The 11,944-nt window shown below is 63.5% G+C and carries 13 protein-coding genes and 1 pseudogene; 4 read left to right on the top strand and 10 right to left on the bottom strand.

Annotated elements, in window-relative coordinates:
- Positions 1 to 32: 32 nt before the first annotated feature.
- A complete protein-coding gene (locus tag ABE456_RS07835) occupies positions 33 to 854 on the top strand; it encodes a Ku protein (protein ID WP_346643406.1) in 822 nt (273 codons plus the stop codon).
- A gap of 186 nt (positions 855 to 1,040) precedes the next feature.
- Here ABE456_RS07835 and ABE456_RS07830 read toward each other — a convergent pair whose 3' ends face one another.
- The 5 genes from ABE456_RS07830 to ligD are packed head-to-tail and all read right to left on the bottom strand — an operon-like array spanning position 1,041 to position 6,630.
- On the bottom strand, positions 1,041 to 1,700 hold the full coding sequence (locus ABE456_RS07830; RefSeq protein ID WP_346643405.1) for a glycosyltransferase: 660 nt from the start codon (positions 1,698 to 1,700) through the stop codon (positions 1,041 to 1,043).
- On the bottom strand, positions 1,697 to 2,296 hold the full coding sequence (locus ABE456_RS07825; protein WP_346643404.1) for a class I SAM-dependent methyltransferase: 600 nt from the start codon (positions 2,294 to 2,296) through the stop codon (positions 1,697 to 1,699). Before ABE456_RS07825 ends, ABE456_RS07830 begins: the two co-directional genes overlap by 4 nt.
- Positions 2,297 to 2,307: 11 nt before the next feature.
- Entirely contained in the window at positions 2,308 to 3,063 is a 756-nt protein-coding gene (locus tag ABE456_RS07820; RefSeq protein ID WP_346643403.1) for a PIG-L family deacetylase, read from the bottom strand.
- Positions 3,060 to 4,103 carry an acyl-CoA dehydrogenase family protein gene (locus ABE456_RS07815; protein ID WP_346643402.1) on the bottom strand — a complete coding sequence of 348 codons (1,044 nt, stop codon included), beginning with the start codon at positions 4,101 to 4,103 and terminating at the stop codon, positions 3,060 to 3,062. Before ABE456_RS07815 ends, ABE456_RS07820 begins: the two co-directional genes overlap by 4 nt.
- A gap of 25 nt (positions 4,104 to 4,128) precedes the next feature.
- On the bottom strand, positions 4,129 to 6,630 hold the full coding sequence (gene ligD, locus ABE456_RS07810) for a DNA ligase D (protein ID WP_346643401.1): 2,502 nt from the start codon (positions 6,628 to 6,630) through the stop codon (positions 4,129 to 4,131).
- A 276-nt stretch (positions 6,631 to 6,906) separates the two neighbouring features.
- Between ligD and ABE456_RS07805 the strand changes: the two genes are divergently transcribed.
- On the top strand, positions 6,907 to 7,131 hold the full coding sequence (locus ABE456_RS07805; protein ID WP_346643400.1) for a metallothionein: 225 nt from the start codon (positions 6,907 to 6,909) through the stop codon (positions 7,129 to 7,131).
- Positions 7,132 to 7,296: 165 nt separating this feature from the next.
- Here ABE456_RS07805 and ABE456_RS07800 read toward each other — a convergent pair whose 3' ends face one another.
- From ABE456_RS07800 to ABE456_RS07780, 5 genes and pseudogenes are all read right to left on the bottom strand, one after another.
- A complete protein-coding gene (locus ABE456_RS07800; RefSeq protein WP_346643399.1) occupies positions 7,297 to 7,713 on the bottom strand; it encodes a hypothetical protein in 417 nt (138 codons plus the stop codon).
- A 34-nt stretch (positions 7,714 to 7,747) separates the two neighbouring features.
- Complete coding sequence (locus tag ABE456_RS07795; protein WP_346643398.1) at positions 7,748 to 8,695, bottom strand: lysylphosphatidylglycerol synthase domain-containing protein; 948 nt, start codon at positions 8,693 to 8,695, stop codon at positions 7,748 to 7,750.
- Positions 8,695 to 9,897 (bottom strand): cardiolipin synthase ClsB, encoded by a 1,203-nt coding sequence (gene clsB, locus ABE456_RS07790; protein WP_346643397.1) that lies wholly within the window; start codon positions 9,895 to 9,897, stop codon positions 8,695 to 8,697. Before clsB ends, ABE456_RS07795 begins: the two co-directional genes overlap by 1 nt.
- Positions 9,894 to 10,679, bottom strand: coding sequence for an endonuclease/exonuclease/phosphatase family protein (locus ABE456_RS07785; RefSeq protein WP_346643396.1), 786 nt, complete (start codon positions 10,677 to 10,679; stop codon positions 9,894 to 9,896). Before ABE456_RS07785 ends, clsB begins: the two co-directional genes overlap by 4 nt.
- A pseudogene (locus tag ABE456_RS07780) lies at positions 10,676 to 10,783 on the bottom strand (DUF72 domain-containing protein); the annotation flags it as partial. The pseudogene ABE456_RS07780 and the gene ABE456_RS07785, both read right to left, overlap by 4 nt.
- A 157-nt stretch (positions 10,784 to 10,940) precedes the next feature.
- Here ABE456_RS07780 and ABE456_RS07775 point away from each other — a divergent pair.
- Both ABE456_RS07775 and ABE456_RS07770 read left to right on the top strand, forming a co-directional pair.
- Positions 10,941 to 11,315 carry a low affinity iron permease family protein gene (locus tag ABE456_RS07775; RefSeq protein ID WP_346643395.1) on the top strand — a complete coding sequence of 125 codons (375 nt, stop codon included), beginning with the start codon at positions 10,941 to 10,943 and terminating at the stop codon, positions 11,313 to 11,315.
- Between the two features lie 22 nt (positions 11,316 to 11,337).
- Positions 11,338 to 11,889, top strand: a complete 552-nt coding sequence (locus ABE456_RS07770; protein WP_346643394.1) for an ATP-dependent Clp protease proteolytic subunit — start codon at positions 11,338 to 11,340, stop codon at positions 11,887 to 11,889.
- Positions 11,890 to 11,944: the final 55 nt, after the last annotated feature.

Below are 11,944 nucleotides of genomic sequence, written 5' to 3'. Positions count from 1 at the left end.
CTGTATCGGCAGGCAACCTTGGGTAAACCGTCATGGCTCGGGCAATCTGGAAAGGCGCCATCAGTTTCGGCCTCGTGCACATCCCCGTGGCCCTCAATACCGCAGTGCGCACCGAGCGGGTGGATTTCGACTGGCTCGACAAACGCAGCATGGAGCCGGTGGGCTACAAGCGGGTGAACAAGGTCACCGGCAAGGAAATCGACAAGGACAATATCGTCAAGGGCGTGGAGTTCGAGAAAGGCCGCTATGTGGTGATCAGCGAGGAGGAGATCCGCAAGGCCCGGCCCGAAGCTACCCAGACAATCGATATCTTTTCCTTCGTCGAAGCGGGCGAGATCCCGCTACAGCATTTCGACACACCGTACTACCTGACCCCGGACCGCCGTGGTGGCAAGGTTTATGCCTTGCTTCGCGAAACGCTGGAAAAAACCGGCAAGGTGGCGCTGGCCACGGTAGTGCTGCATACCCGTCAGCACCTGGCGCTGCTGCGCCCGCTGGAGGATGCACTGGTGATGATTACCCTGCGCTGGCCTGAAGAAGTGCGCGGGCTGGAATCGCTGGAGCTGGACAGCAGCGTGACTGACAGCAAGGTGGAAAAGCGCGAACTGGACATGGCCAAGCGCCTGGTCGAGGACATGAGCGGGCCATGGAAACCTGGGGATTATCACGACGCCTTCCGCCAGACCATCATGGACCTGGTGGAAGAGAAGGCCAGCAAGGGCAAGATCGAGACGGTGGAGAAGGGCGGCAGTGTGGCGGCGGAGAAGGGCGCGGATATCCTCGACCTGACCGAGCTGCTCAAACGCAGCCTGGGTGGCAAGAAGCCGGCGAAGAAGGCGCGCAAAGCCTCGTGAACTTCCCTGGCTTAGCGGGCATGACAGGTGCCGATTGAACCCGAAATCCGCGTAAAACCTGTGGGAGCGGGCGCGCCCGCGAAAAATCCAACGCGGTGCATGGCACCGGCTGCGCCGGTGTTCGCGGGCACGTCCGCTCCCACAAGGATTTCGCAAGCCTCTGAATCTTGGGCAAGACCATTCCAATCAGATGTATGCCTGCAACCCCTGCAGATAATCACCAAACCCTTCCCGAGCACGGCTGTCCCGCCGGCTGCTGGTAGCCACGCTGTGCCTGGCAGTCCACACGATCTGCGAGCCGCTTGCCTGCAGGTCGCTGACCAGTTGCACATCTTCGTGTGCCGCCAAGGGCTGAAAACCGCCCACCCGCTCGTAGGCATCGGCACAGACACCCAGATTGGCCCCGTGCACATGCCGATGGCCTTCCCGCGCCTCGTAACGGCTCTGGTACAGTTTGCGCAGGGCTGCGGTCTGCCACGGCTGCCAATATTCGACATGCACCGTGCCACACACCACCTCGGCGCTGCAGGCCAACTGCGAAAGCAACCAATGCCCCGGCACCCGGCTGTCTGCATCTGTGCACGCCAACCACTGTGCCCCACGCTCGACCATGTGTGCTGCGCCCACCCGCCGGGCCATGCCGACATTACCGGCGTCCACCACCAGCACCTGCACACCGAAACGCCGAGCAACCGCAGCGCTGCCATCGCTGCAGCGGTCCAGCACCACCAGTACTTCCACCCGATGCCCTGACTGCTGCGCCTGGACGGCCGCGATCAGCACCGCCCGCAGGCAGCGCCCCAGGCGACGTGCTTCGTTATGCGCCGGGATGATCACGGCAATCATGGGCAGGTCTCGTCCAGGTCGACCACGCTGGGCTGGCATGACCAGTATTCCAGCACGAAGTCCGCTTCTTCATGCTGGAACTGCTGATACAGCGGCAAGTGCCGGGCTAGCATGCGGTGCACTTCACGCCCGTCCTGCGGGCAACCGGCGATGGGATGCTTCCAGTGACAGGCCAGCAGCCCACCGTCATAGGTCAGGCTGGCCACCGACTGCTCGATCACCTGCAGCCAGTCGGTGGGATCAAGGTAGTAACCCACTTCACTGAGCACGATCAGGTCGAAGCGCCCGCCTGGCCAGTCTGCCGGCAGCTGGGCCAGTACTACCGAGACATTGCGCATGTCAGCCAGGCGCTCACGGGCCAGGCCGACAGCAGTCGGGTCGATGTCCTGGCACAGCAGTTCGGCGCAGCGTTCAGCCAAGCGTGCACTGAGTTCGCCATTGGCACAGGCCGGCTCGAACACCCGCCGGTAGCACTGGTGCGGCAGGCTGGCCATCACCAGTTCGCGCTTGCGCTTCTCGTACCAACGGGTACGGAAGGCCCAAGGGTCTTCATTGCTGGCGTACAGGTCGGCGAAGTACTGCGGATCAAGGCTCATGACAACTCCGTTTACAGGAAAACCAGTTCGAAAGGCTGCAGCAGGCAATCCAGCAAGTTCTGCGGCAGTACGGGCGGGTTGTCACCGTCAGCTTCCAGCTGGCTGGCATGTGCGGACAACGCCTTGCGCTTGTCCGCCACACGGGTTTCATCCAGCTGCAGCCGGTGTGCGCGGGGCCAGGGCAGGCGAGGGTCGTCGGGCTGCGCCCAGTGCCAGGCCCATATCGGTACTTCGGCCAGCTGCACCTGCCGGGCCTGCGCCGCGCGTGCGGCAGCGCGCCCGACCGCCTCGTGGTCGCAATGGCCATCGCCACGCCAGGTGGCCATCAACAGGTCATCTGGCCGCAGCAATTGGGTGAGGTGGCTGACCAGAAAGGCTTCTTCACGCGGTAACTGGCCGTCCTTCAGGTGCAGCCTGCGCCAGTCCAGTTGGTTAGGGTCCAGGCCGAGCTGTTTCAAGGCCTGGCGGCTTTCCAGCGGGCGCTGGCGGCGCAAGCGGTGCTCGGTCCGGTGGCTGGAGCCGGGGTGGCTGCCTTCCCCGTCGGTGGCGGAAATCAGTACCAACTCATGCTCACGCCCCCTGAAACCGGCCAGCAGGCCACCGGCCATGAGGATTTCGTCATCCGGGTGCGGTGCCAGCAATACCAGGCGGCGACCCGGCGGGCACAGCTCACGCGGATCGAGCCAGGTGGCGCGTGCCAGATGTGCGGCCTGCTGCCAGGCGGCCCAGGGTGTACCGCTGGTGGATTGGATCAGGTTAGCGGTCATAGCTGCCATGCTCCGGCCGGCCCCTGGGCCAACTGCTGGCCCAGCACCGCCAGGTCACGCTCGGCATGGCTTTGGCGCAGGAACACCGGCAGGTCGGCGCTCAGCCGGGCAAAATGGCTGCTGCGGCAGAACGGCGTGGCGCCCAAGGCACGGCCAACGTGGCTGATGACCTGCTCCACGGCCTGTTCTACCTGGGCGCGGGTACGGCGCACCTCGAAACTGGCATCCACCCCGGGCTGCCGGTCGATCCAGGCGGCGCATTCACGCAGCGCCGCGCGCGCGCCGTACAACGCCGCATCCACCGCCCCAAGGTGGGCATCGGCATGCGGGTCGGGGCGCGGCTTGCGGCAATGCTCGCGCAGGTAGTCCGCCAGCGCCTCGGCCGCACCGTACCAGCAGGCGGCAATGCCGGCACCACCTTGCCAGAAGCCCGGGCGTGCGAGGTATTGGCCGGGTTTGCCGATAAGTGTGCCTGGGGTGTCGTTGAACGCTACGTCGACGCTGGCCGTAGTCGCCATGCCAACGGCCTGCCAATGTTCGATGTTCAAACCCTGGCTTGGCTGCGACAACTCGATTGCCACCAGTTGCGGTTGTTCCGCCTCATCCCAGGCGGTGATCAGCGCCCGGTCGATTTGCAGGGCCCCTGAACACCAGGCTTTGCGGCCATTCAGGCGTACCTGGTCGCCATTCCGAGCGATGATATGGGTGCGGGCATCGGGCGGCTCGGCGGCCCACACGCCCCAGATGCCGTCAGCGGCGTGATGGGCGGCGGCACATTCGGCAAGAATCGCCAAGGCGTCGGTGTGGCCCTCGTACAGCTTAGCCAGCGCCAGGTCGCAGCCGGCCACCCGCGCCAACGTCTGCCAGCGGCGCAAGGTGTTGCCTTGCCCCGGCAAGGGCAGCAGGTCGAGGTGGTCAGCTTGCAGCGCCTGGATCAGCTGCGGCAGCTGGGTGTCGAGGTTCAATGGTTGCAGGCGTTCGCCAAAAGTACGTAACAGGCGGTCCAAGGTGGTCAGGTTGAAGTCCTGAACGATGCTCATGGGTGTTTCTCCCGGGTCATGTCCACTATTCGAGCCCCAGTTGCTTGCGCATGCGCGCAGTGATCGACTGGCGCACCTTGCTGATGTCGTACCAGGGGTCGTCGACCTCCGCCAGGCGCTCGCCAAGGTTGCCGATATGCCACTGGTTAGCACCTTTGAGCCGAGGCAGTTCCTCACGCCAGATCGGTACCGATACCGGCAGGCCCTCCCGGGCGCGCAGGGAGTAGGCGCAGGCAGTGGTCGCGCCTTTGCCGTTACGCAGATAGTCGATGAAGATGCGCCCGACCCGGTTTTTTGGCCCGGACACGGCACTGAGCCGGTCAGGGAACAGCTTGGCCAGGTAATCGACGATGGCATGGCTGAAGCCCTTGACCTCGTCCCAGCTGGCGCGACGGGTCAGCGGTACGACCAAGTGCATGCCTTTGCCGCCACTGGTTTTCAAAAACACCGTCAAGCCCAGTTCATCCAGCAGGGTCAGGGCCAACTGGGTGGCCTCCAGCATGGCCTTCCAGGGCAGCGCCGGGTCGGGGTCGAGGTCGAGCACGAAACGGTCGGGTTTGTCGAAATCCTTGTCGGTGGCGTTCCAGGTGTGCAATTCGAGCATGTTCATCTGAACGGCGCCCAGCAGGGTATCGATGCGGTTGATGACCATAGCTACCTGGCCTGCTTCGGCTTTTTCGTAGCTGAGCACATTGGGAATGTGCAGCTGCCCTGCGTTCTTCTGGAAGAACAGCTCGCCGGCCAGGCCATCCGGTGCGCGCACCAGCGCTACCGGGCGGTGCTTGAGCTGAGGCAGGATCCACTTGCATACGGCGGCGTAGTATTCGGCGACCTCGCGCTTGGTAACGCCGCTGGTGGCGTCGACTACCCGGTCCGGGTGGGTCAGGCGCAGTTCGCCCAAGTTATCAGGCGCCTTGGCCTGCTTGCGTTTGGGCACGGTCTTGGCGGGCATGGCGCGCTCCAGGTCGATGGCGGCGGCGGCCTTGTCATCGCGCAGGCCATGGAACACCGAGTGACGCACGATGCCGTCACGGGTCATCTGGGCATAGGCGACTTCGGCCAGCAGCTTGGGCTGCAGCCAGTGCACGCCACGGGCGTCAGCACCGGTGGGTGGCTTGGCCAAGGAAGGTCTGGCGGTTTCCAGTGGTTTGAGCCGCTCGTGGATGCTCGCCAAGGTGGTGGTGCTGAAGCCGGTACCGACCTTGCCGGCATAACGCAGTTTGCCACTGTCACTGTCGTGCAGGGCCAGCAGCAGGGCACCGAAGCCGCTGCGGCTGCCTTTGGGGTCGGTGTAGCCAACGATCACGAATTCCTGGCGTTGCTTGCACTTGAGCTTGACCCAGTCCGGGCTGCGGCGGCCACTGTATGGGCTGTCGGCACGCTTGCCGATCAGGCCTTCGAGTTCCAGCCGGCAGGCGCTGTCGAGCAGGGATGCGACGGGTTGGTCAAAGTCGGCGGAATACTTGAGAACGTCCGATTCATTGTGTTCAAGCAGGCGCCGCAAGGCTTCGCGACGGTCCTGCAGCGGCACTTGGCGCAAGTCCTGGCCGCCGAGAAAGGGCAGGTCGAACAGGTAATAGGTGATGCGCTCGTCGTGCTCGGTGTCGAAGGCGTTCTGCAGCGCCTGGAAGTCCGCCGCACCGTGCTCGTCAGCCACGACCATTTCGCCATCGAGCCAGGCCGAGTCGATGCCCAGCGCGCGTAACGCGCCGACCTGGCGGGGCATCTTGCTGCTCCAGTCGTGGCCATTGCGGGTGAACAGGCGGACGTCTTCGCCGTCGATGCGGGCCAGGATGCGATAGCCGTCGAACTTGACTTCATAGCGCCAGTCGCCGCTGGGCGGCGAATCCACCAAGGTGGCCAGTTGCGGTTGTAGCTGTGCCGGCAAAGGCGCCTTGCGTGCTTTGCCGACGCGTTTACGGCTGGCGCGCGGTTTGGCGGCGGCTTGTTTCGCAGCGGGCTTGCGTGGCACCAGGGTACGGTCGCTGAGCACGCTGTCGGGCTGGGCCTCGACAATGCTGTAGTCGGCCTCGCTACGAGCCTGGCTATCGTGCGACTTCACCAGCATCCATTGCTCTTTCTTGCCGGCCAGGTGGGTACGAAACAGGTTCCACACGCCACTGAGCTTTTCACCTTGCAGGCGAAAACGCAGTTTGCCCTTGGCGTAGGCCTCACGGGCATCACCTTCGGGCTCCCAGACACCGCGATCCCATACGATCACATCCCCTGCACCGTAATGGCCTTCGGGGATATGGCCCTCGAAATCGGCGTAGTCCAGTGGGTGGTCCTCCACATGTACGGCCAAGCGGCGCACCTTGGGGTCCAGCGACGGGCCCTTGGGGATCGCCCAGCTTTTCAGGGTGCCATCAAGTTCCAGGCGGAAGTCGTAGTGCAGGTGGCTGGCGTCGTGTTTCTGGATGCAGAACTGCAGCGCATGGGCCTGCTTGCCCCGGCTGCGTTTGCCACTGGGCTCGGGCGTGGCATTGAAGTCACGCTTGCGCGCATATTCCTGCAGGGGCTTGGCCATGGCGGGCTCCGGGCGATTCGCAGTCTGTAGACGTGGGAGGCGCCGGCCCGGCGGGTAGTTCAAAAAACACGCCATCAAAAACTCTGAATCTTCGGCAAGCCGGCGCAGTCGACCGAATGAAGCCACCTGACGGAGAAGGCACATGGCCCGAGCAGATGAACCGCGTGGCCGAAAGCGGCATGAGGATAACGTCACCTATCTCGCTCCGCGCCGCTGGGTGCCGCTGGGTGGGGAACCGTGGACCGATGATGTGATCGATGACGAGGAGCACAAGCCATGAACGAGCAGCGCTGTGCGTGTGCGCATTGTTCCTGCACTGTGGATGCCAATGCTTTGCAACGGGACGGCAAGCTTTATTGCTGTGAGGCCTGTGCCAGCGGGCATCGCAATGCCGAGCCGTGCCGAATGCAGGATTGCAATTGTGGAAAAAGACCGGGGGAGAGCGCCGTGGACAATGCGCTGGATGAGACCTTTCCGGCGAGTGACCCGATTTCGCCTTGATAATTGATCCCTGCTGTTGGCAGGCGCTCCACATATCCCTGTGGGAGCGGGTTTACCCGCGAAAAATCCAATGCGGTGCATGGCACCGGCTGCGCCGGTGTTCGCGGGTAAACTCGCTCCCACAGGGTCTCTGCTCCCACAAAAAAACCGAGTACGCCTGCTGAGTCAGTGCGTCTGCCAGATGCCGTTGTTGCGCTCGCAATCGGTGCGGGCCTGGCCCAGGCTGGGGGTATCGTAGTAGTAGGTGATTACCCGCGCCTCTTTGGGCAACGCCGGCTTGTCACCACCGGTGGCCTTGGGGTTGGCCAGCGCTTCCTGGGTCAATGGCGCGATGCAGCTGCCGACACTACCATCGGCACAACGCGCCACCTTGTGCTTTGTACTGCTGAGCATGTCCTTGCTCTCGTTGCTGCACGACCAGTTGATCGCTTCGGCGGGCAGGTTGCCATAGCTGTAGCAGGTGTGCCGTTCCACTGGCTTGACCGCCTCGCTGGAGGACCGGGTGAGCACGTCGCAGGCTTCGGCCAGGGCTTGGCCGCTGGCCAGGCTGGCAACCATCAACATCAGTACAGGGACACGCATTTGCCACCTCCCGGGCCACAGGCCCTTGCAAGGTCTAGGCGGGCTTGTCGCGCCGGCGCATGGCCTTGGCGCGCTTTTCCAGAACCAGGTAGGTAACCACCGCCAACAGCAGCGGCACCAGGTAATACAGCGTGCGATAGCCCAGCAGCGCCGCCACCAGCGTGCCCTGGGCCATCTGCCCGTGCAGCAAGGCCAGGAATACCGCTTCCAGCACCCCCAACCCGGCCGGGATATGCGCGACCACGCCAGCCACGCAGCTGATCAGCAAGATGCCCAGTATCGACGGGTAGAAGGCTTCGCCTGGCAGCAACCAGAAGATCAGCAACGCCATCAGCGCCCAGTTGCTGGCGCCCAGCGCCACTTGGCACAGTGCCAGGCGCAGTGACGGTAGCGTCAGCTCATGGTCGCGCCAGCACCAGGTGCGCTTTTTGGCGACCCCGCAGGCCAGCAGGTAGCCCCCGGCAATGGCCAGCAACAGCAGGCCGATCAGTCTCAGGCCGGTAACCCCCACAGCCCAATTGCTGGGCAGTTTGACCAAGCCCAGGGCGAACACCGCGCCGGCCAGTAACATGTACCCCATCCAGTTGGTCAGCAGTCCCAGGGTGAGGATGCGGGTGATGGTCGCCGTGTCCAGGCTCAAGCGGCTGTAAAGCCGGTAACGCAAGGCAACGCCGCCCACCCAGGTGGTGAAGTTGAGGTTGAAGGCGTAGCACACGAAAGCGATTGGCAGTACCTGGCGGGCTGGCAGGTGGTGGCCGGTATATGCCCGGGCCAGCAGGTCGTAGCTGGCAAACGTCAAGTAACTGCACACGGCAATCGCCAGGCCGATGGCCAGCGTCCCGGGCTTGTAGGCCAGCAGTGACTGGCGCACCTCGTGCCAGTCGAGGTTGCGCGCCAGCACGTACAGCAGCATAGGGATCAGCACCAGGAATGCCAGTGTGAACAGGCGTTTGCCCCATGGTTGCCAACGTTTCTGCGCCATCAGGTGTGGTCCCCGTGTAGATCACCGTGGGCTTCGACCTCCGGCTGCACCGAGCGCAAACGCTGGCGGTGCGCCGGGAACCAGCCGGCAATGCGTGGGAAATGGCGGATCACATGGAAGCACACGAAGATCAATGGTGCCCGCCACCAATAGCCGCGGAACATGCGTTCCAGGGTAACCGGCTTGCATTGCTCGCTGGCCAGCGCCTGCAGGTGCTGGTTGAGCTGCTGGTTGAAGGCGCGGTCACGGATGAACAGGTTGGCCTCCAGGTTGAACGCCAGGCTGAGCGGGTCCAGGTTGCTGGAGCCGACAGTCGCCCACTGCTCATCTACCAGCGCCACCTTGCCGTGCAACGGCCGCTGGCAGTATTCGTAAATGGCCACGCCATCGCGTAGCAGGTAGTTGTACAGCAGCCGCGACAGCGCCCTGACCCAGCGCATGTCGGGCTGGCCCTGCAAGATCAGCCGTACCTCCACACCACGCCGAGACGCATTGCGCAGTTCGCGCATCAGCCGGTAGCCGGGGAAGAAATACGCGTTGGCCACCACGATGCGCTGCTTGGCGCCACGAAACGCCTGCAGGTAGTGGGCCTCGATGTCGGTGCTGCGCAGCCCGTTGTCGCGCTCGACCAACACCGCGCTGCTGGCCCCGGCAGGCTCGGTCAGCGGCCGCACCGCGCTGGGTGGCTGCAGTACCGGCGACATCAGGCGCTTGCTGGCGGCATGCACCTGCGCCACCACCGGGCCGGTGACCTCCACGGCATAGTCCTGCTTGGCCATGGCACCAAAGTCGCCCAGGTGGTCGGCGCTGTAGTTGATGCCGCCGATGAACGCCCGCTCGCCATCCACTACCACGATCTTGCGGTGCAGGCGCCGGAACAGGTTGGTGCGCATGCCCACCAGCCGCGGCTGCGGGTCGAACGCGTGGAAGCTGACCCCGGCGTCGGTCATGGCCGCAATGAATGCTTCGGGCAGGTCGGCGGTGCCGTAGCCATCCACGGCGACTTCGACACGTACGCCCCGGCAAGCGGCATCGACCAGTACTTGCTGCAATTGCTGGCCAACCTTGTCATCGAAAATGATGAAGGTCTCCAGCAGTATTTCTTCGCGTGCCTGGGCCATGGCCTCGAACACACGGGGGTAGTATTGCTCGCCATTGATCAGCAACTGCACGCTGTTGCCGTCTACCCAAGGTCGGTTCACAGGTTGATCTCCGCGGCCAGAGGTGCGTGGTCGGATAAGTGCGACCACGGGTATTTCGACAACACCTGGGCAGTGCCGGGCATGGCGTTGCGCAAATAGATGCGATCCAGGCGCAACAGCGGCAAACGGGCCGGAAAACTGCGGGCCGGGCTGCCGAAATGCTCACCGAAGGCCTCGATAAGGTGCTTGCACAGCACCGTGTCGGCCTTCAACCGCCAATCGTTGAAATCACCGGCCACGATCACCGGCGCCTTGGGCGGCAGGTTGTCGAGCAGATCCAGCAGCAACTTCACCTGGCTTTGTCGGTGAGCTTCGCGCAGGCCCAGGTGCACGCACACCGCATGCACCTGGTCATGCCCCGGCACTTCCAACTGGCAATGCAGCAGGCCGCGCTGTTCGTTGCCCTGCACCGAAACATCCAGGTTGTTGAAGCGGCTGATGGGAAATTTCGACAGCAAGGCGTTGCCGTGGTCGCCGTGTGGGTACACGGCATTGCGGCCGTAAGCGAACTGCGGCCACATGCTGTCGGCGAGAAACTCGTATTGCGGCGTTTCTGGCCAGGCCGGATGGCGCAGGGCATGTTGCTGGTGGCTGCCATGCACTTCCTGCAAGAACACCAGGTCAGCGCCAGTGGCACGCACAGCCTCGCGCAGCTCGGGCAGGATGAAACGCCGGTTGAAGAAGGTGAAGCCCTTGTGCACGTTCAGCGTCAGCACATTGAGCCGGTGCACCGCGGTGACCTTGTCGATGATGCAGCGCGGGGCGGGCAGGGTCCTGTTCACAAGGCCACCTCCGGCACCACGCCCGGTTCGGTCATCAGTGCGTGGTCCAATGACAGCTTTTGCAGCAGGCGGCGGGCGTCGTAGGGCGTGTGCACTTTCTGGTCCTCATAGCCGGTTCCTTGTTCAGTCGCTCTGAAGATGCGACCGGTGAACGCCGGCCAGGGTTCAGCACGGTTGACCAACGGGAAAGGGGTATGCCGGGTGGAACTTTGCCGCCGCTGACGTTTCCACCGCATACCTGCCACGAGGAAGGGTGCGAGCATGAAATTCGACCGTTTCTCCCAATGGCTGGCCAATTGGGCCGGCCGCCCGCTCAGCTTCGGCATCGCCTGCCTGCTGATCGTTAGCTGGGCTGTCACCGGGCCACTGTTCGACTTCAACGACACCTGGCAATTGGTGATCAACACATCGACCACCATCATCACCTTCCTCATGGTGTTCCTGATCCAGAACACCCAAAACCGCGACAACGACGAACTGCACATCAAGATCGACGAACTGCTGCGTACTACGCGCAGGGCGCACAAGGCACTGCTGGATCTGGAAGACATGGACCCGGCCGAGCTGCATGCCTTGCGCAAACAGTACCGGCAGATGGCCGGGCAGGGTGACGATGCGCAGAAGACCAAGGAATGACCTGCCAACCCTGGAGGCAAGCATGGCCAGACACATCATTCACTTCACCGGGCCGATCAACTCGTCGACCTGTGGCAACTTGATCAACACCTGCTCGCGGGCGCTGCAGCAGGGGGTCGATGTCCTGCAGTTGAACATCGCCACCATGGGCGGCGAGTGCAGTTATGGCTTTACCCTGTACAACTTCCTGCGGGCGCTGCCGGTCGAAGTGCATACCCACAACCTAGGCACAGTGGAGTCCATGGGCAATATCCTGTTCCTGGCTGGGGAGCGGCGTACGGCTTGTAGCCTCAGCAAGTTCCTGTTCCATCCATTCCACTGGACCTTGCATGGCTCGGTGGACCATGCGCGGATGGCCGAGTATGCGATGAGCCTGGATTACGACCTGCGGCTGTATGCACAGATCGTCGCCGAGCGGACCGCGGGGGCGGCCGAGGTATTGGATGTGCCGCGTTACTTGATGGCTTACCCGCGAATACTGGGGCCACGGGAGGCACTGGAAAACGGCATGATCCATGCCATTGACGAGATGCCGATCGAGATGGCGGCGGTGCACTGGAGTGTGCATGCCTAGTGCTGGCCTGTGCCGGCCTCTTCGCGGGTAAACCCGCTCCCACATGCACTAGTCC

This window comes from Pseudomonas sp. TWI929 (assembly GCF_039673335.1).
Classification (GTDB): Bacteria; Pseudomonadota; Gammaproteobacteria; order Pseudomonadales; family Pseudomonadaceae; genus Aquipseudomonas.
The sequence above is the reverse complement of the archived record's forward strand: the minus strand, read 5'-3'. Positions and strand labels throughout refer to the sequence as shown.